Below are 20,709 nucleotides of genomic sequence, written 5' to 3' on the forward strand. Positions count from 1 at the left end.
GATAAGTGTATTAAGATATTAAATAAGTGTATAAAATTATTCAAAACCATGTAAACTGATTTTAAAGGAAGGATCATAGATGCATGCTGCGACGATAATATTTTGCAATTAGTAAAGTGCAATTTCCGATCTGGTATTTACAATTTTACACCTGAATAACACCCGTACTAAACGGTTTTATTTCTGCATTATGCTCTGCCATTTCAATTCCTATACTCACCCATTTTCTGGTGTCTAAGGGATCAATAATTCCATCAACCCAAAGTCGCGCTGCACCATAATATGGATCCATGGTTTCGTTATAGTGGTTTGTTATTTTATCGAGAAGTTCTTTTTCTTTTTCCGGAGTTATTACTTCTCCTTTCGCTTTGAGAGATGCAACTTGAATTTGCAATAAAACTTTTGCAGCCTGAGCGCCGCCCATTACTGCAATTTTTGCATTTGGCCATGCAACTATTAATCTAGGATCGTAGGCTTTTCCACACATTGCATAATTTCCGGCTCCATAACTATTGCCAACTATTACGGTGAATTTTGGCACAACGGAATTTGCCACTGCATTCACCAATTTTGCTCCATCTTTAATTATTCCTGCGTGTTCACTTTTACTTCCAACCATAAATCCGGTAACATCCTGTAGGAATAATAATGGAATTTTTTTCTGATTGCAATTCATAATAAATCGTGCAGCTTTATCTGCACTATCATTATAAATTACGCCTCCAATTTGCAATTCACCTTTTTTATTTTTTACAACTTTGCGTTGATTGGCGACAATTCCAACGCTCCATCCATCAATACGGGCATATCCGCAAATAATTGTTTTACCATAAGTTGCTTTATATTCTTCAAATTCCGAATTATCTGTAAGGCGATAAATAATTTCATGCATGTCGTACTGTTTGGTACTATCAACAGGCATTATCCCATAAATATCCTCTTCATTTAATTTCGGTTTCGCGGATTCTTTTCTATCAAAACCTGCTTTGGGATTTGCACCAATTTTATCTACAATATTTCGAATTTGTTCTAAACAGGTTTCATCATTTTCTGCGGCATAATCACAAATACCACTTAATTCAGTGGAAGAAATTGCGCCTCCAAGTGTTTCTGCATCTATATCCTCCCCAATTGCAGCTTTTACTAAATAAGGTCCGGCTAAAAATATACTGCCTGTGCCTTTTACAATTAGTGACTCATCGCTCATGATGGGAAGATAAGCTCCACCTGCCACACAAGATCCCATTATTGCTGCAATTTGAGTTATTCCCATGGAACTCATTATCGCATTATTTCTGAAAATTCGGCCGAAATTTTCTTTATCCGGAAAAATTTCATCCTGCATCGGTAAATAAACTCCGGCGCTATCCACCAAATAAATGATTGGAATTTTATTTTCCATTGCAATTTCCTGAGCCCGCAAATTCTTTTTACCGGTGATAGGAAACCATGCTCCGGCTTTAACAGTTGCATCATTGGCAACCACAATACATTGTTTTCCTGATATATATCCAACCTTTACCACCACACCACCACTCGGACAACCACCATGTTCCGCATACATTTCCCAACCCGTAAAAGCACCTATTTCTATCCAGGGTTTATCTTTGTCGAAGAGTAATTTTATACGTTCCCTTGCATGTAATTTCCCTTTTTCATGCAATTTTTCAATCGATTTTTTCCCACCACCTTCACCTACTTTACTCAATCGCTGTTTCATAGTTGAAACCAACAATTTCAAGGAGTCTTCATTTTTATTGAATTCTATGTCCATATGTTGATGGCAAAATTAAACATTCGAACGAAATAGGACATATGACATTTGACATATGACATAGGACATAGGACATAGGTCATATGACATATGACATATGACATAGGAAAACAAACGGTGGGATTTTTTTAATTTCGAAGAAATTAAAAACTCAGAACTGAAACATGTAGTGATCGACGCAGGAGATCTACTGCATGTCAGAACTCAGAACTCAGAACTCAGAACTCAGAACTCAGAACTCAGAACTCAGAACTCAGAACTCAGAACTCAGAACTCAGAACTCAGAACTCAGAACACAGAACTCAGAACTCAGAACTCAGAACTCAGAACTCAGAACTCAGAACTCAGAACTCAGAACTCAGAACACAGAACTCAGAACTCAGAACTCAGAACTCAGAACATAAAATCTACAATTTTTAGATTAACTTTGCACCGGGCAAGTCTTATACGACCAGCTCCTGCTGAATCCCCCAGGCCTTGATCGGAGCAAGGGTAGGTGGTCGTAGCGGTGCGATGTAAGCAACTTGCCCATTTTTTTTTCTTGCCGGATTCCGGAGATTTTGCATTTTTTTTCTGATCGAAAATTATATGTGGAAAAAGAAAATGTTTTTTTGCTTTTTCAAATTTTAATTTTACACTTTCAATCTCAAATACCAATAATTATGAAGTTTTTTATTGATACGGCTGACCTGAATGAAATAAAAGAAGCGGCGGCATTAGGAATTTTAGATGGGGTTACTACAAACCCTTCTTTGATGGCAAAAGTGGGAATCACAGGTGCCGATAATATTAAAAAACACTATGTTGACATCTGTAACATTGTGGATGGTGATATTAGTGCGGAGGTTATTTCTGTTGATTTTGATGGAATGGTTGCGGAAGCTAAGGAGTTATCTGCATTACATCCTAATATCGTGGTTAAAATTCCTATGATAAAAGAAGGAATAAAGGCAATTAAATGGTGTACCGATAATGGTATCAGGACAAATTGCACTTTGGTTTTTTCTGCGGGACAAGCAATTTTAGCTGCAAAAGCAGGTGCAACCTATCTTTCACCGTTTATAGGAAGGGTGGATGATATGAATTGGGATGGCGTAAATCTGATCGAACAGATCGTTCATATTTATAGAGTTTATGGTTTTGAAACAGAAGTTTTGGCAGCATCCATCAGAAATCCATTGCACATAGTGCGTTGTGCTGAGGTTGGTGCAGATGTTGTAACCTGTCCATTAAGTTCCATTATGGGCCTGTTTAAACATCCTTTGACCGATCTGGGACTTGCTCAATTTCTTGCGGATTACAAAAAAGGAAACAGTTAAGAAAATATTGTTTACAACTAGAAATGCCTCTTCCGCAAAGAAGAGGCATTTTTGTTTTTAACTTGATGCAATTTTTTAACAATTAATGCGTTTTGCTTAATAAATCACAATAATTTATATCAAATATGATAATGAGAGGAATAGTTGCCACCCTGATCACCACAACAATTTTTTCTTTTCAATCGGTATATGCAGTTTCGCAGGTACCAACGGATACCACTTTCAAGAAGGATAATCCGAAATTAATTTATACAACGCGCGATTTTTACATCGACCTTGATCCGGATTGTTATAGTACGAATGTCTGTTTACAGGATTTTTCCTTAATACTCACATTTAATATCGGTATGAATTATTCTCAGGAGGTAAAACAAATTGGATTTAAGGATGCAGAGCTCCTTTTTGCTTCCAAGAGCCCTACCGATAAAACGTATATTAATCAAACATTTAAAAAATACGAGTCAGTTTCGTTGGAAAATGGTTGGAATGTTAAGGTAATTTTTTATCCTGATAAGCCTACTACATCAGCAGTTCCGGCAGTAAGTAAATTTGAATTCAACGGAGTGGTAAAACAAACCTCCATTTCGGGAACTTTAACCTTTTATTCAAAAGCAGGACAGACTGTTGTTGCATTAAATTAATATTTTTCCTATGTATTCAATGGAATATACTGAAGGAAAACTTTATGGGGATATAAGAATTTTATTGTTATTCTTATATCCCCAATAATTTAAATATTGAAATTAAAATTAAAACTCCAAAAGCGTTTTTTTAATGATCCCGAGGCATTCATTTATTTGAACTTCTGTAATTACCAAGGGCGGAGCAAAACGAATTTTATCACCATGCGTTGGTTTTGCAAGTAATCCATTTTCCTTTAAGGCCAAACAAAAATCCCAGGCACTTTTACCTTTATATTTATCCTGCACAACGATTGCATTTAACAAACCTTTTCCTCTCACAATTTTGATGTATTCATGATTTAATGCCAATAGTCCATCTCGCAGAATTTTACCCATTTTTTCGGCATTTTCAGCAAGGTTTTCGTCCAATAGTACTTGCATTGAAGTGAGGGCTACGGCACATGCGAGTGGATTTCCGCCAAAAGTTGAACCGTGTTCCCCGGGTTTTATGGTCAGCATAATTTCATTATCGGCCAAAACGGCACTTACGGGCATTGTTCCACCGCTTAGCGCTTTCCCGAGGATTAAAATATCAGGTCTTACGTTTTCATGATCACAAGCGAGCATTTTTCCTGTTCTGGCAAGACCAGTTTGAATTTCATCGCCCATAAACAAAACATTAGCCTCTTTGCACATCGCATATGCAGAGGATAAATACCCTTCATCCGGCACGAATACTCCCGCTTCACCCTGAATAGGTTCAACTAGAAAACCGGCAACATTTTTATCTTCAAGTGCCTTTCCAAGAGCATTAAGATCATTATATTCAACTATTTGATAACCAGGCATATATGGACCAAAACCAGTGGTAGAATCAGGGTCGCTACTAAAGGAAATAATTCCTGTAGTTCGTCCATGAAAATTGCCGCTGCAAACAAGAATCTTGGCATTATGAGGTTTTATACCTTTAACATCGTAACCCCAACGTCTGCAAAGTTTCAAAGCTGTTTCCACGGCCTCTGCTCCTGAATTCATAGGTAATAACTTGTCGTAACCGAAAAGCCCGGTCATAAATTGCTCGTATTCTCCCAAAATATCATTATAAAATGCGCGACTGGTAAGCGTTAATTTTTTTGCCTGATCTATAAGAGATTGAATTATTCGAGGATGGCAATGTCCTTGATTTACCGCACTATAGGCGGAAAGAAAATCATAATATCGTTTTCCATCAACATCATAAACATAAACTCCCTCTGCTTTTTGAATGACAACCGGCATTGGGTGGTAATTATGGGCGCCATAAGTATCTTCTTTTTGAATATAGGATAGGGATTTACCGGATATGGTCTCAATTGTGGTCATAGTTATAAATTTTAAATATAAAAGGATTGATAAATTAAAGAAAATTAACTGGATCTGTCTTTATTTCAATAAAAACAAATAAGGTGCGTAGTCACCCTCTGGGATGGTCCAAAAAATCAAGATTCATATCAAGAAAATGAAATAACATATTACAAAGATAAGTCGAATCTAATAAATAGTTCAAAAAAAGTGAATTAAGCGCTCTAATACACCCCCAAGTAGGGCAGATTTATCCATTATCACCACATAATGGTCAATTCATCCAAATAAATGGTACAATTGGGTAAAACTTATCATTAATAAAGAACATTTTGAGCTAATTTTGCATTATATTTTAAACAAACCATAATAAGTGAAAAAATCGCATATTATTTTACTGATTCTAATTGCAGTTTGTATTGGTGTATTCGCCTCCAAACTTGGCAACGTGAGCTCCTATTCCAGTTATGAGGATGCTGTTGGAAAAGAAGGTTCCACCGTTCAGTTAATCGGGACATTGGCTAAAGCATATCCTGTTAATTATGATCCGGTAAAGGATCCAAATTCATTCAGTTTTCATTTAACAGATCGCGACGGTAAAGAAATTGAAGTGGTATGTTTCGACGATATGCCTCGTGATTTTGAAAAAAGTGATCAGATCGTTTTAACCGGAGCGATGAAAGGTGAGACCTTTTATGCTGATGATATGCTGGTTAAATGCCCTTCAAAATATGTAGAAAACGAAATTAAAAAATAAGGAACAGTTAAATGGACGAATTAACGCATCAGCATGCTGTTCAAACCATAAATCCACTTTTCGGACAGGTCGGACATTTATTTGTGATCATCGCATTCATCACCGCTATTTTTGCAGCGGTTTTTTATTTTTTGTCTGTTCAGTCTAAAAATGATATAGATAAACTGCAGCGAAGAAAGATTGCCCGCACTTTTTTTATAACACATGGTGCTTCTGTAATTGGTATAGTTGTTACATTATTTATAATGATATTCAATCATCATTTTGAATATCATTATGTTTGGTCGCATTCTTCACAAGATCTGCAAATGAAATATGTTCTTTCCTGTTTTTGGGAAGGGCAGGAGGGAAGTTTTTTATTGTGGAGTTTTTGGCATGTGGTATTGGGAACCGTATTGTTATTCCGGGCTAAAAATTGGGAAGCTCCGGTAATGACCATCGTGAGTTTAATGCAGGTTTTTTTAATTACCTATTTATTAGGTATTTATATAACAGACACTGTTCATATCGGAAATTCACCTTTTCTTTTATTAAAGGATAAACTTACTTCTGATCCTGTTTTTTTATTTTCTGATTACATGCGTTTTATTCCTGATGGTACAGGATTAAATGCATTATTGCAGAATTATTGGATGGTAATACATCCACCGGTTTTATTCTGTGGTTTCGCATCAATTACAATTCCTTTTGCTTTTGGAGTAGCAGGTTTATGGACAAAAAAATATACGGAATGGATCAAACCTGCAATTCCATATGCATTATTTGCGGGAATGGTTTTGGGAACAGGAATATTAATGGGTGGTGCCTGGGCATATGAGGCTTTAAGTTTTGGCGGATTTTGGGCCTGGGACCCTGTGGAGAATGCCTCACTTATTCCGTGGTTGATAATAGTTGCAGGTTTGCATAATCTTGTAATTGCAAAAGCAACAGGTCATGCAACAAGGTCGAGTTTTGTAATGATATTTCTCTCCTTTTATTTTGTTTTATATTCTTCATTTTTAACCAGAAGCGGAATTTTAGGTGATACAAGTGTGCATGCATTTGTTGAGGAAGGGTTAACAAATCACCTTCTATTATTTTTATTTGTATTTATTTTCATTTCCATTATCCCTTTGATCAGGAGCTGGAAAAAAATTCCGGTAAAGGAAAAGGAAGAATCTTTATCTTCCAGGGAATTCTGGATGTTCGTGGGCTCCTTGGTATTATTATTTGCAGGAATACACGTGATATTTTTTACTTCTATTCCTGTTTTTAATGTGTTATTTGGACATATCAACGATATTTTAGGAACTTCTTTGCGCGATGACATGAGCAAACCTGCGGATGAAATTCATTTTTATACCGGAGTTCAGATATGGGTGGGGATTTTAATTGCACTCTTATCAGCTTTTGGGCAATTTTTAAAATATAAAGCAACTGAAAATAAACAATTTATCAGGAGTATAGCATCATCTTTAATTTTTGCACTTGTCGCTGCTATAATTAGTTCTATTTTATTAGATAAGATATGGGATATCACTTCTGACCGAGGAATATTTCATTTAGTTACCAAATATTCTATTTTATTTTTTGCCGGATGGTTTTCTGTCATCGCCAATTTCCAATATCTTATCCGTGTATTAAAAGGTAAAATTAAAATTGCAGGTGGATCTATTGCCCATATTGGGTTTGGTGTTTTATTATTGGGGATATTAATTTCAAATGCCGGACAACGCGTAATTTCCGAAAATACCTTTGGTGTAAATTTTACAGGTGAGGGAATGGATAATACCTTTCAGCGTGAAAATGTACGTTTGATAAGAAATGCACCATTGCCATTGCAAAATTATTTAGTTACCTACCTGGGCGATAGTGTTTCTAACGAAGCAACTTATTATAATTTATTGTTTAGAAAAATAGATCCGGAAACACAAAAAATTACTCAGGAGTTCATGTTGCATCCTTATTTATTAATGGATAAAAAAATGCAACAACTTGCACCTAATCCTGATACGAAACATTTTTTAACTTACGATGTATTTACCCATGTTACATCACTTCCGGGCGAAGGATCAAAAAATGCACAACCACAAGTTACTGTTGATACGGTTTCTATTGGAGATACAATTAAATTTAATACGGGATATTTTATTTTAAACGATGTTTCCCGTTATATTGGTTCCAACGATTCCATTGGGGCGGGAGCACAGCTTTCTGCTCATGTAGGATCTGCTAATGAAAAACTGGAAGCACAATATATTTTATCCATGCGCGACAGTACTGTTATGCAGGGCACCGCAACTACCCAAATTGCGAATGTGAGTATCACTTTCAGTGGAATATTACCTGCACAACAACAATTTATTTTCACCACCACCGATAGTACTTTAAATGATGATTGGATAGTAATTAAATCCATAATATTTCCCATGATCAATTTGGTATGGATCGGTACTATCGTTATGGCACTTGGATTTTTGATCAGTTTAATTAAAAGAAACAGAGATAATAAAATTTCAAATAATCGTGAACCAAGTAATTAAAAATATTTCAATAATCGGAACCGGAAACGTTGCATGGCATTTGGGAAATGCATTTGCAAGATCGGGTATTGAAATAAACCATATTGCCGGTAGGGAAATGGAAAAAGCAAAACAACTCGCCGAATTATTAGGTTGCAAAAGTTTTGGTACATTGGAGGACGAAATTCCGGAATCTGATCTGTACCTTTTGGCGGTTAGAGATGATGTAATTCGAACTGTTTTTGAAAAAGTGTTTAAAAAAGGCAGGTTTATTGTTCATCATGCAGGGGCTATAAAAGCCGATATCCTGGATATGCATGATAATAAATATGGCGTTATCTGGCCAATGCAAACTCTTACTAAAAATAATGAAATTGATCTTAAAGAAACTTTGTTCGCAGTTTCAGGAAATTCGGAAGAAACTCAGGCGCAACTAAAAGAGCTTGCTTCAAAAATTTCTTCCAGGGTAATTGAGGTAAGTGATGAACAAAGATCTGTAATGCATTTATCTGCGGTATGGATCAATAATTATACAAATCATATGTATGATATTGCCTACAATTTATTAAAGGAGAATAATTTATCGTTGGAACTTTTTTATCCGTTAATGGAGGAGCATTTAAATAAATTAAAGGAAATGGCTCCTGATCAATTGCAAACGGGTCCTGCTATTCGGGGCGATATGTCCACGCTTGCTAAACATAAAAGTATGATGAACAATCATAAGGAGTGGAAGGAATTGTATGATACTTTGGCTAAAAGTATTTTGCACAAATACATAAATAAATAATTAATACTTTATTATATTCAGGTTATGGTTACTATTAAATTTATTTTTGAGGATGGGAGTGAGGATAGGCAAATTGAGATCGATTCAGGTCACACCGTTTTGGAAGCCGCTTTATTGAATGATATAAAATTAAACCACAATTGTGGTGGCGTTTGTGCATGTAGTACTTGCCATGTTTATATAGAAAAGGGAATGGACAGTTTACCCGAAACAACAGAAAAAGAGGAGGATTTTATCGACCGTGCCCGTGACCCAAGATTAAATTCCAGATTGAGTTGCCAGTGCGACCTAATGGAAGACGAAACATTTATTGAGGTTATTGTACCTGACCAATCTACAATTATTGCATCATAATTAACTAATAATATCCGTTTATACTATGAATAATTTTGAAGAACCGCCAATTTATTGGAACGACCACGAAGATATTGCCCTTAAATTACACGAACGTTTTGGAGATGATTTCGGTGAATCTAAAATATATAGGATTCGATTCACCGAATTGATAGAATGGGTGCTCGAATTACCCGATTTTAAAGGAACCCGTGAAGAATGTAATGAAGGTCATTTGGAAATGATTCAAAGCGCCTGGGTTTATGAATGGCGCGATGCGAGGAAATAGTAGGCAGTGGCAGTTGGCAGTCGTTGAAAAATGTGATTTTGTAGCGTCGCAAAATTTTGCGACGCTACAAAATCACATTTTTCAACTCAGAACTCAGAACTCAGAACTCAGAACTCAGAACTCAGAACTCAGAACTCAGAACTCAGAACTCAGAACTCAGAACTCAGAACTCAGAACAAAAAAATGAAACCCTGGTTAAAACTCATACGACCCATTAACCTGATAATACTTGCGGCAACAATGTATTTTATTGATGCATTTATTATGCAGCCCAATTTTAATACGTATGGAATTGCATTTACATTGACAGAGTTTCAATTTTTTTTATTGGTTTTTTCTACGGTATTGATCTGTGCTGCGGGATATATAATTAATGATTATTACGATGTGGAAATTGATAGTATCAATAAACCGGAAAAGCAGATCATAGGAAAATTTATTTCTCCTCAAAAAGCATTTACTTCTTATTTAATTCTTTCCGGATTAGGTTTGGCAATAGGGGTCTATCTGAGCATTATAATTGGATTCTGGAAACTTACAACCCTATTTGTAATTGCAATATTTTTATTATATTTTTATTCTTCTTCATTTAAACGAACACCTTTACTTGGAAATATCATTGTTGCATTTTTATCGGGATTGAGTATTCTGTTAATACTATTTTTTGAACCGGCATTATATCGTTTGGCTCGTCCTGCCGATTATTTTATTGCAGGTATGGTTACAAAATACATTATCGGTATAAGCATTTTTGCCTTTACGCTTACTGTTGTGAGAGAAATTGTGAAAACAATGGAAGATGTAGAAGGAGACAAAAAAATGGGAGCCAAAACCATAGCTGTAAAATGGGGTATTTTGACATCGAAAATAGTAGCTGTGTTATTTCTCGTTTTTACTATCGCTGCATTATTATATATTTTATTGGAAGTGCTAAACCGCGACCATAAAATATATTTTTATTATCTGAATGCATTGAATTTATTTTTATTATTTATCGGTTTGAAAATAATTACCGCTAAAACTAAACTGCAATTTAATGCTGTAAGCACCATGGTAAAAATTTCCATGCTTATAGGAATTTGTTTAATGCCATTGTATTACTTTATAGAATTTTAACTCATGTCGATAAAATTAGCCTCAGGATCACCTCGTAGAAGTCAACTGTTGAAGGAAGCAGGTTTTGAATTCGAAATTCTGAAAATAGATGTTGATGAATCTTTTCCACAATCTATGCCGGTGAAAGATATCCCCTTATTTCTTGCACAAAAAAAGATGCAGGAAGCAAATAACTTCAGAAAAGATAATGATATCATTATTACTGCTGATACAGTGGTAATTCTTGAGGATACGGTCATAAATAAACCTTTTGACAGCGACGATGCCTTTTCCATTTTAAGAAACCTTTCCGGAAATATGCACCTTGTGGTTTCAGGCGTTTGTATCGCTACATCCACCTATCAATATGATCTCGAAGTTACTACTAAGGTATATTTCGATACGATGACCGATGATGAAATAAAATTTTATATCAAAAATTATAAACCATTCGATAAAGCCGGTGCATATGCCATTCAGGAATGGATAGGAATTAATAAGATCTCCAAAATAGAAGGCGATTATTACAATGTAGTGGGATTTCCTATGAGTAAAATATACCCCATTCTTAAGACACTACTGGAAGGGTAATTACAATTGATTATATTTAATAATAAATGCAATGAGGTGGTTAGGCTAAATTATTCTTCTCCCAATCTCACTGTGGATTACTTCCATAACAGCTAATGAGTTTATTGCATAATTTTGCTGTATCAAAAATGAGACTAAAATTTTCCATATATTTAATTTGTTTATTAACTGCTATTCTGCACACCGGTTGCAAAAAAGACCATTCCCATCCCGATAAAACTATATTCAGATTAAATTTATCTACCCCTGTTACCTCACTTGATCCCGCTTTCGCCAGCGATCAGCCAAACACTTGGAGCGTAAATCAAATGTTTAATGGTTTGGTTCAGTTGGATACACAATTAAATGTAGTGCCCTGTATTGCAAAAAGCTGGACCATTTCTGATGACAGATTAGTATATACTTTTTATCTGAGAACGGATGTTTTTTTTCACGATAACGATTGTTTTGAAAATGGAAAGGGAAGAAAAGCAACCGCCGCTGATTTTGAATTTTCATTTAAAAGATTAATTGATCCCACCACTGCTGCAAGGGGAAATTGGGTATTTCAAAATATTGTAGATAGTATCAATCCTTTTTATGCTTTAAATGATAGTACATTTCAAATTAAATTACACAAACCCTTTGCACCTTTTTTACAGCGGTTGAGCATCCAATATTGTTCAGTGGTTCCTTCCGAAGCCATTAAAAAATATGGAACTGATTTTAGAAGTAACCCTGTTGGAACAGGTCCATTTAAATTTGTAAGATGGGAGGAAGGAGAGTTATTGATCTTACACAAATTCGAGAACTATTTTGAAAGGGATGTGGATGGAAATCGTCTGCCATATCTCGATGCGGTGAATATTCAATTCATCACAAATAAATCGACTGAATTTTTAAAATTTTTAAGTGGGGAAATTGATTTTGTAAGTGATGTGGATGCTGCACTAAAAGATAATATTCTCACAAAGGAAGGAACCCTGCAATCAAAATATGCCGATAAAATAAACTTATTAAAAGGCCCTTTTCTGAACACGGAATATTTTGCAATTTTAATGGATACCACGAAAGAAATTGTGCTGCAAAGTCCGATGCAATTTAAACAAGTTAGGCAAGCTATTAATTACGGTTTTGATAGAAATGAGATGTTACTTTTTTTAAAGAACAATCGCGGAATTGCGGCAACAGGTGGAATTGTTCCTCCAAGTTTATTGGATCAAAGCAGAGATATGAATTACGGATATTATTACAATCCCGATACTGCATTACAATTATTGGCATTAGCAGGTTTTGAAAACGGAGTAGGCTTACCGGAAATAATTTTGCATACTGTGGAACAATATCAGGATATTGCAATTTATATTAAAGATAAACTGGAGGATATAGGTATAGCCATAAAAATTGAAACAGTTGATCCCAGAATTTTAAGAGAAATGCGTTTAAATGAATCAACTGTATTATTCAGAAGCAGTTGGATAGCAGATTATGCTGACGCAGAAAATTATTTGACAGTGATGTATGGTAACAGCGAAGCACCACCCAATTACACACATTATAAAAACAAACAATTCGATAGTATTTATCAAATTGCAGTGGCAGAAAGCGATGATAAAATTCGCAAACGACTTTATTACACCATGGATAGCATCATGATTCAGGACGCTCCCATAATTCCTCTGTTTTATGATGAAGTATTCCGATTTACCCAAAAAAATATAACCGGCCTCGAGCCAAATGGGTTGAATATGCTGGACTTGAAAACGACGAGGAAGGGAATTGAGAATTGAGAGTTGAGAATTGAGAATGATCGACGGCATGATGATTAGACTTCGGAATAATTGACAATTGACAATTGATAACATATTAATTGATAATTGACAATTGATAACACAGTAATTGACAATTGACAATTGATAATTGACAATGATCGACGGAATGATGATTTTCCTTCGGATGTAAGTTAGATTAGTAGTCATGATTTTCGATGTTGTCAACATGATAATTATACTATGGAATGAAACTATTTTGTAGGAATACAATTTTCGGGTATTAACCAAAGTAAAAAATTACAAAAGTGAAAATTAATAAATTGAAAATCTTTCATGTTTAACATTCGTGTATATGGAATTCTAATTAGGGCTAATAAAATATTATTAGTAGAAGAAAACATTCGTGATCGAAGGATATTAAAATTTCCGGGAGGAGGTTTGGAATTCGGTGAGGGAACAATTGATTGTCTTCAACGGGAATTCAGGGAAGAATTGGGGATGGAAATTAAGGATATTACTCATTTCTACACTACAGATTTTTTTGTACAAAGTTTTTTAGATGCAACACAGCAGGTGATAAGTATATATTATTTATGTGCCATGGAAGATCAGAATGTTAATTATTCTCTCGATACAACAATGGAATTTAAATGGGTTGATATAAATGATATTAATGAGGAAATGTTTGCCTTGCCCATTGATAAGGTAGTTGCGAAAATAATGAAGGGGAAGGAAAGGATCGAAGGGAGAAGATTCGAAGGTGAAGGAAGGAAGGGGTTGGAAGGGGGCAAAATGAAGGAATGAACACCCTCGACCTACCAGGTTTTTTTTAACCTGTGAGGTCTGAGGGAAGGGGGAGAAGAATTAAAAATGAAAGAATGAAGGAATGAACACCCTCGACCTACCAGGTTTTTTTTAACCTGTGAGGTCTGAGGGAATGGGGAGAAGAATTAAAAATGAAAGAATGAAGGAATGAACACCCTCGACCTACCAGGTTTTTTTTAACCTGTGAGGTCTGAGGGAAGGGGGAGAAGAATTAAGAATGAAGGAATGAAATAATTAAATGGAAAAAAAAGGGAACCCGCCAGTAGTCGGGCAGGCACTGATGACGCGGATTGGGCGGATTTAAAAGGATAAAAAAATTAAATAATTTAAATAATAGTAATAATCGGAGCGAGTGAGGCTCTCGCTCTTAGCGAGGGTCTCACTAATGGATTAAATAAAAAAAACAAAAGGTTAAAAAAAAAGGGGAACCCGCCAGTAGTCGGGCAGGCACTGATGACGCGGATTAAGCGGATTTAAAAGGATAAAAAAAATGAAAAACGAACGCAGAATTTCTCTTTGCTTAAGTTCACATTCGAATATTAATTTTCGTAGAAAATTAATCCTTAAGGTTTCATGAAATATTAATGAAGACAGAAATCTATTTTTCTACCGAAAACCAAACTCACGCCTCACGCTTCACGATTCACGAAAAATAGACTTAAGGAAGAAGCAAATACATTTGAATTGCGAAATTTAAACTTCAGATTCACGATTGACGATTCAAGATTGACCGTCAGTGGTTGGTGAAAAACACACAGCCACGGCGTCTAGGACAGACTCACGCTTCACGCTTCACGAAAATTGTCATAAGGCGGAAATAATAACATTCCCCTCAGTGGTTGGTGAAAACCCACAATCAAGGCGTACTTTGCGGATTCACGAATGACGATTGACGATTCACGAAAATTAGTAATGAGTTATGAGTAATGAGGTTGTCATCCCGAAAGGAAGCGCTCCGAATTAAGCAGCATTTACCAGATTCACGATTCACGCCCTACAATATCCGTCAAAACCTTCTTTATTGCATCAAAATCAGGAATTTTCCCTGCATCTTCTAAAATTTCTATGTAACGAATAATTCCTTCTCCGTCAATAATAAATGCACTGCGTTTGGAAACACCTTTTAATTCCATTCCCCATCGGTCTTGAAGGCAACCATAAGTTTCAGAAACTGTTTTATTAAAATCGCTGAGTAATGGGAAATTGAGATTTTGTTGATTGCGATATTCCTTTAATGAATAAGGCGCATCCACACTTATTCCCAAAACCTTTGCATTTATGTTATTGTAAAATGATATATCATCTCGGGTACTGCATAATTCCTTCGTGCATGTAGAGGTAAACGCAAATGGAAAAAATAATAATAAAAAAGGAGTTCCCTTATGTTCGCTTAAACGAAAGGGATTTTTATCAGTATCATACATTAAAAAATCAGGAGCCGGCTGACCGATTTCAAGTTTCATTTTTATTTTTTTGTAAAATTAGACAATGTAAAGTTGTAAAAGATTCATTCAATTGAACGTTGTTCTAACATAGGTTTCTAAGAATTGTTCGAATCTGAATAACAATATATCATACAGTTTCTGTGCAATAGTTAATAAATGCATTTGTTTGGAAAAAATATAATTTCAACATTTGTGAACATTTAAAAACAGGCAAAATGAAAAAACTAATTATCGAATTTATCGGGACCATGTTCCTGGTTTTGGTTATCGGGGTATCCGGTAATCCCTTGGCTATCGGAGCAATTTTGATGGTTATGATCTATATGGGCGGACATATCAGTGGGGGTCATTTTAATCCTGCAGTTACTACTGCTGTATTGCTCCGTGGTAAAATAGCTGCCAAAGAGGCAATGCAATACTGGGGAGCACAAATATTTGGAGGTTTAGTTGGAGCTGCCGTTGCGCATTGGCTAAAGGGTGGACCTACTGAAGTTGCAGTTGCTGAAGGTATGTGGATGGAAGCAATAGCAGGAGAGTTACTTTTTACATTTGCATTGGCTTCAGTAGTGTTAAATGTTGCAACATCTACCGAAAACTCAGGTAATTCGTTTTATGGTTTGGCAATTGGTTTCACTGTTTTTGCAGGGGCAATGACGGTTGGAAATATTTCCGGAGGAGCTTTTAACCCGGCTGTAAGTATCAGTCACAATCTTATGGCCTTGAATTTCAGTGATTTAGGCGCTGGAAACTGGTGTGATATGTTGCTGCATATTGTTTGTGCAATGGTAGGAGGTGCAGTTGCTGCAAGTGTCTATAAAATGACCAATTCCGATTAACTTTGATCCAAATTTAATTTTTTCAAAAAAAAGAGATATATTTATCTTCGTATTATTAATTAACAAATAAAAAAACAAAGTATGAAAATTCGTTTACTATTAGCAACCTCTTTAATTACCCTCACAACTGTTTCCTACAGCCAGGTTCCGAATGGCGACATGGAGGATTGGACAGTATATACTTCAGTTGCGTCTGGAATTTCCTGTGATGTACCAGATGGTTGGGATGTGCCGGATAAAATTGCTGCCGATCTTGGAATTTCTGACAGAAACTGTGAAAGAAATTCTGATAATGTGCATGGTGGTTCTTTTGCAGCAAAACTTACTACTAAAACCTTAGATGTTTTGGGAACTCCTTTAGATGTTCCTGGTACAATTACAACAGGTGTTATTTCTTTTGATTTTGTAACATTTACACCAGCAGTTGCCGGTGGTGCAGCCATTTCAAGCAATTATGATCAATTGGGTGGATTTTACCAATACGCTCCATCTGGTTCTGACACAATGAACATTGCAGTTTTAATGTTTTTAGGAACTGACACTGTTGGTGCTGGTCAATACCGCGATCCAAACACCTCTGCAGGTTATGTTTCTTTTGTTTGTCCAATCACTTATTTTGCTCCCGTAATTCCTGACAAAATGCAAATAACCATTACATCTTCCGGTGGATTTACTTCATTGGTTCCGGGTTCTGTTTTATATGTGGATGATCTTGAAGTTACTGGTGGAGTAGGAGTTGAAGAATGGAATGGTTACGGTATCAAACGCAACGTTTATCCTAACCCTGCTTCTGATTATATCAATATCAACAACCCAGCAACAAACGACGTTACAATTGAAGTTTACAGCTTGAGCGGACAAAGAGTTGATGTTAAAACATTATCTCCTGATATGAATAGCATCAATCTTGATTCTTATTCAAGTGGTATCTATTCTTTCCGTTTAGTAGATAATGGAACTGTAGTTTATAGCAACAAGTTTGTGGTTAAAAAGTAATTTAAGAATAACTTTTTTAAAAGGCTGTTTTCGCAAGAAAGCAGCCTTTTTTTTCGCACGGAATGAAGTCCGTGGTTACAAGATGTGTCGTCCTTTCAGGACTTAGATTATATTCAACCTAATTATATAGATCCGCTTAATTCTCACGGACTGAAGTCCGTGGATACAAGATGGATCGTCCTTTCAGGACTAAGATTCTATTCAACCTCATGATATAGATCCGAAGGATCGTTACATCTTGTAAGGAGGGACTTTAGTCCCTCCGGTTATGGGCAGTGCTGAGATCATCTCATCATAATTATGCAGATCCGCTTAATTCTCACGGACTGAAGTCCGTGGTTACAAGATGGATCGTCCTTTCAGGACTTAGGTTCTATTCAACCTCATGATATAGATCCGAAGGATCGTTACATCTTGTAAGGAGGGACTTTAGTCCCTCCGGTTATGTGCAGTGCTGAGATCATACTCATCATAATAATGCAGATCCGCTTAATACTCACGTACTGAAGTCCGTGGTTACAAGATGGATCGTCCTTTCAGGACTTAGGTTCTATTCAACCTCATGATATAGATCCGAAGGATCGTTACATCTTGTAAGGAGGGACTTTAGTCCCTCCGGTTATGGGCAGTGCTGAGATCATACTCATCATAATTATGCAGATCCGCTTAATTCTCACGGACTGAAGTCCGTGGTTACAAGATGTGTCGTCCTTTCAGGACTGGATTATATTCAGCCTAATCAAATAGATCCGAAGGATCGTTACATTTTGTAAGGAGGACTTAAGGCTTACCGGTTATTATATTCTTCTTCAACCATATTTGCCAAAAGACCTCACAGGTTTTCAAAACCTCTGAGGTCGACGGGGTCGCGGCTGTTCATTAGTACATTATATCATTTGTTAATTTATTAGTCTGGTAATTTGATAATTGATCCCAGTCCGGATGTTTATAGACCGAAGGTCCGGCTGTTCATTGGTATCCGTCGAAAAGCCGGACAGGCATTGGTAAATTATTTTGGCTGTTCATCGGTACATCAAAAAAGGCCGTCTTTTCAGAACAGCCTTCTTTTTCACTTGAAAAAAACCACCTTAACTCACACTCATTTAATTTCTACTTTTTTAACGGTTGTTTCTACGCTTACTTCTTTTTTAGGGAGGTTAAGATGAAGAATACCATTTTCATAAATTGCTTCTATTTTTTCAGCTGCAACATTTTCAGGTAAGGTAAATGTGCGTTTAAAACTGCCGAAAGAAAATTCTTTTCTGCTGTAATTTTTTTCTTTTACCTCATTGCTTATTTCTTTTTTACCGGAAATGGTGAGGTATTCTTTGTCGATCTGAACATCAAAATTTTGTTTTTCAAAACCGGGAACTGCAAATTCTAATTTGAATTCTTTTTCGGTTTCAGAAACATTTACAGATGGAACAAATTCTCCCTTATCTTCAAGATATTTTTCAGGGAAATTGTTGTTGAAGAAGTTCTCAAATACATTTACTAATGCAGGAACTCCGTTTGGTCTACGTCTTACGGTTAACATATCGTTTATTTTTTTTTGTTTTAATTATTAAATAATTTTAATTCCAATTTTAAGTTGAACTGTCTAGCTATAACAGATCAATTTTTTTAGATCTTTGTTTTGCAATTGCAAGATGCTTTGGACAAACTAAATACCAAACCGATTTGAGACATGGTTGGCTGACAAAATGTAATTAAATGGAAATCTTACATACACGAATTGTCATAGCGTAGGAGAATTAATTGACAAATTTTCCGATTTTAATCTCTTTAAACTTTCAATTCCTTTAAAATCGGTCCTTGTTTGGTATGATGGGTTATAATATCACCCCTAGCGGGGTTTGTGTTTTTTATTTATTACGTTACTATAATAATGTCACCCCTAACGGGGTTTGCCTTTTGATTCAATTATGGGATATTTAAGAATTAATACTCCCACGTTTTCCGAGTTCAATAACTTCCGGTTGTAGTATTTTTCCGGCTTCAATTGAAAACCTGATCATTGTTCTCATTTTGTGAAAACCGTGCACTCCGGCAGCTCCGGGATTCATACACAACATGTTGTATTTCTGGTCGCGCATTACTTTTAAAATGTGGGAGTGCCCGCAAATAAATAATTGGGGAGGATTGACTTCTAATATTTGCCTGACCCTTCTTTCATAATGTCCGGGATAACCTCCTATATGTGTTATATAAACATCGAGTCCATTTATAATAAATCTATTGTCGAGCGGATAAATAACGCGCAGATCTTTTCCGTCAATATTTCCATACACTGCTCGCATGGGTCTTATTTTTTCCAATTTATCTGCAACTTCCACATTTCCAATATCACCCGCATGCCAGATCTCATCCGCCCAATTGCAGTGAGCTATGATCTTATCATCAAGAAAACTATGCGTGTCGGAGAGGAGGAGGATTTTTTTCATGTTAAATTATAGTTTCAGGGAGAAATCAATTACCAAATTGACAATTATTAAATTGACAATTTGTTAATTTTCAATTTATTAATTGAGCCTCAACAAGGGATTGAATTTTTTCGTAATCATCAGCGTTAATCCATACAAATTCCTTATCCTTTCTAAACCATGTCATTTGACGTTTGGCGTAGTTTCGGGTGTTTTGTTTTATTTTTTCGATGGCTGTTTTCAGGTCGGTGGTGTTTTCTAAATAATCAAAAAGTTCGGAATACCCTACTGTTTGCAATGCATTTAAATGGCGTAGTGGAAACAAATTTTCAGCCTCTTTTAATAATCCATTATCAATCATTTTATCTACGCGGTTGTTAATAATATTGTATAAAGTTTCTCTTTCTATTTCAAGACAAATCTTTATTGATTTAAATGGTCTTTCAGGAGTTTCACGGATATGAAAGGTAGATATTGGTTTTCCCGTTGCATAAAATACTTCCAATGCTCTGATCAATCGCACAGGGTTTTGAATATCAACTTTTTTATAATATTCCGGATCCACATCTTCCAGTTTAATTTGTAATGCCTCAATTCCCTGTGTTTCAAATAATTCCTGCAGAGATTCCCTTATTTCCGGATCTGCGGAAGGCAATACATCCAAACCTTCGGTGACAGCCCTAATAAATAATCCTGCGCCACCGGTCATAATTACAACATCATGCGTTTTAAATAATTCATTTAATTTCTCTAAAACATCCTTTTCATATTGTCCAACATTATAAACATCATTAACGGATAAAAAATTAATAAAATGATGTGGGATTAATTTTAATTGTTCGTCAGTAGGTTTTGCAGTTCCAATATTCATTTCCTTATAAAACTGTCTTGCATCCGCAGAAATTATATCTGTATTAAAATGTTGCGCAAGTCTTATTGCAATAGCGGTTTTACCAACTGCTGTTGGTCCGGCTATTACGATAAGATGTTTTTCATTCATAAATTAACTATCGATTGCAC

At 35.7% G+C, this 20,709-nt stretch carries 20 protein-coding genes; 13 read left to right on the top strand and 7 right to left on the bottom strand.

All coding sequences use genetic code 11. The features are described from left to right. Positions 1-145: 145 nt before the first annotated feature. Positions 146-1,774 (bottom strand): acyl-CoA carboxylase subunit beta, encoded by a 1,629-nt coding sequence (locus IPI31_13115; GenBank protein MBK7568755.1) that lies wholly within the window; start codon positions 1,772-1,774, stop codon positions 146-148. A gap of 393 nt (positions 1,775-2,167) precedes the next feature. Then, on the bottom strand, positions 2,168-2,431 hold the full coding sequence (locus tag IPI31_13120; protein ID MBK7568756.1) for a hypothetical protein: 264 nt from the start codon (positions 2,429-2,431) through the stop codon (positions 2,168-2,170). A 5-nt stretch (positions 2,432-2,436) separates the two neighbouring features. Here IPI31_13120 and fsa point away from each other — a divergent pair, with 5 nt between their 5' ends. Continuing rightward, a complete protein-coding gene (gene fsa, locus IPI31_13125; protein ID MBK7568757.1) occupies positions 2,437-3,093 on the top strand; it encodes a fructose-6-phosphate aldolase in 657 nt (218 codons plus the stop codon). A 131-nt stretch (positions 3,094-3,224) separates the two neighbouring features. Continuing rightward, entirely contained in the window at positions 3,225-3,734 is a 510-nt protein-coding gene (locus tag IPI31_13130) for a hypothetical protein (GenBank protein ID MBK7568758.1), read from the top strand. A gap of 108 nt (positions 3,735-3,842) precedes the next feature. On the opposite strand, the gene rocD is transcribed toward IPI31_13130, so the two are convergent. Further along, positions 3,843-5,078, bottom strand: coding sequence for an ornithine--oxo-acid transaminase (gene rocD / locus IPI31_13135; GenBank protein ID MBK7568759.1), 1,236 nt, complete (start codon positions 5,076-5,078; stop codon positions 3,843-3,845). Between the two features lie 352 nt (positions 5,079-5,430). Between rocD and IPI31_13140 the strand changes: the two genes are divergently transcribed. The 9 genes from IPI31_13140 (at position 5,431) to IPI31_13180 (ending at position 13,968) form a co-directional block, all read left to right on the top strand. Beyond that, positions 5,431-5,814: a cytochrome c maturation protein CcmE gene (locus tag IPI31_13140; GenBank protein ID MBK7568760.1), complete on the top strand. Its 384-nt coding sequence runs from the start codon at positions 5,431-5,433 to the stop codon at positions 5,812-5,814. An 11-nt stretch (positions 5,815-5,825) separates the two neighbouring features. After that, positions 5,826-8,336 carry a cytochrome c biogenesis protein CcsA gene (gene ccsA, locus IPI31_13145; GenBank protein MBK7568761.1) on the top strand — a complete coding sequence of 837 codons (2,511 nt, stop codon included), beginning with the start codon at positions 5,826-5,828 and terminating at the stop codon, positions 8,334-8,336. Beyond that, on the top strand, positions 8,320-9,105 hold the full coding sequence (locus tag IPI31_13150) for a DUF2520 domain-containing protein (protein ID MBK7568762.1): 786 nt from the start codon (positions 8,320-8,322) through the stop codon (positions 9,103-9,105). The genes ccsA and IPI31_13150 overlap by 17 nt, the downstream gene beginning before the upstream one ends. A gap of 24 nt (positions 9,106-9,129) precedes the next feature. After that, positions 9,130-9,459, top strand: coding sequence for a (2Fe-2S)-binding protein (locus IPI31_13155; GenBank protein MBK7568763.1), 330 nt, complete (start codon positions 9,130-9,132; stop codon positions 9,457-9,459). Between the two features lie 25 nt (positions 9,460-9,484). Next, positions 9,485-9,727 carry a Fe-S cluster assembly protein IscX gene (iscX, locus tag IPI31_13160; GenBank protein MBK7568764.1) on the top strand — a complete coding sequence of 81 codons (243 nt, stop codon included), beginning with the start codon at positions 9,485-9,487 and terminating at the stop codon, positions 9,725-9,727. Between the two features lie 183 nt (positions 9,728-9,910). After that, positions 9,911-10,843, top strand: coding sequence for a geranylgeranylglycerol-phosphate geranylgeranyltransferase (locus IPI31_13165; protein MBK7568765.1), 933 nt, complete (start codon positions 9,911-9,913; stop codon positions 10,841-10,843). Between the two features lie 3 nt (positions 10,844-10,846). Then, positions 10,847-11,413, top strand: a complete 567-nt coding sequence (gene maf, locus IPI31_13170; protein MBK7568766.1) for a septum formation protein Maf — start codon at positions 10,847-10,849, stop codon at positions 11,411-11,413. A 128-nt stretch (positions 11,414-11,541) separates the two neighbouring features. Beyond that, positions 11,542-13,182 (top strand): ABC transporter substrate-binding protein, encoded by a 1,641-nt coding sequence (locus IPI31_13175; GenBank protein ID MBK7568767.1) that lies wholly within the window; start codon positions 11,542-11,544, stop codon positions 13,180-13,182. Positions 13,183-13,497: 315 nt separating this feature from the next. Continuing rightward, positions 13,498-13,968: an NUDIX hydrolase gene (locus IPI31_13180; protein MBK7568768.1), complete on the top strand. Its 471-nt coding sequence runs from the start codon at positions 13,498-13,500 to the stop codon at positions 13,966-13,968. Between the two features lie 1,001 nt (positions 13,969-14,969). Here the strand turns inward: IPI31_13180 and IPI31_13185 are convergent. After that, positions 14,970-15,452 (bottom strand): redoxin domain-containing protein, encoded by a 483-nt coding sequence (locus IPI31_13185; protein MBK7568769.1) that lies wholly within the window; start codon positions 15,450-15,452, stop codon positions 14,970-14,972. Between the two features lie 197 nt (positions 15,453-15,649). Between IPI31_13185 and IPI31_13190 the strand changes: the two genes are divergently transcribed. Both IPI31_13190 and IPI31_13195 read left to right on the top strand, forming a co-directional pair. Next, positions 15,650-16,270 (top strand): aquaporin, encoded by a 621-nt coding sequence (locus tag IPI31_13190; protein MBK7568770.1) that lies wholly within the window; start codon positions 15,650-15,652, stop codon positions 16,268-16,270. Positions 16,271-16,351: 81 nt separating this feature from the next. Then, on the top strand, positions 16,352-17,266 hold the full coding sequence (locus IPI31_13195) for a T9SS type A sorting domain-containing protein (GenBank protein MBK7568771.1): 915 nt from the start codon (positions 16,352-16,354) through the stop codon (positions 17,264-17,266). Between the two features lie 1,099 nt (positions 17,267-18,365). Here the strand turns inward: IPI31_13195 and IPI31_13200 are convergent. From IPI31_13200 to miaA, 3 genes are all read right to left on the bottom strand, one after another. After that, entirely contained in the window at positions 18,366-18,803 is a 438-nt protein-coding gene (locus IPI31_13200; protein MBK7568772.1) for an Hsp20/alpha crystallin family protein, read from the bottom strand. 397 nt (positions 18,804-19,200) lie between these two features. Beyond that, positions 19,201-19,710: a metallophosphoesterase family protein gene (locus tag IPI31_13205; GenBank protein ID MBK7568773.1), complete on the bottom strand. Its 510-nt coding sequence runs from the start codon at positions 19,708-19,710 to the stop codon at positions 19,201-19,203. A gap of 70 nt (positions 19,711-19,780) precedes the next feature. After that, the gene (gene miaA, locus IPI31_13210) at positions 19,781-20,689 is read right to left on the bottom strand and encodes a tRNA (adenosine(37)-N6)-dimethylallyltransferase MiaA (protein ID MBK7568774.1); all 909 of its coding nucleotides are present in this window, start codon (positions 20,687-20,689) and stop codon (positions 19,781-19,783) included. Positions 20,690-20,709: the final 20 nt, after the last annotated feature.

The organism is Bacteroidota bacterium (assembly GCA_016706865.1).
Taxonomy (GTDB): Bacteria; Bacteroidota; Bacteroidia; order Chitinophagales; family BACL12; genus UBA7236.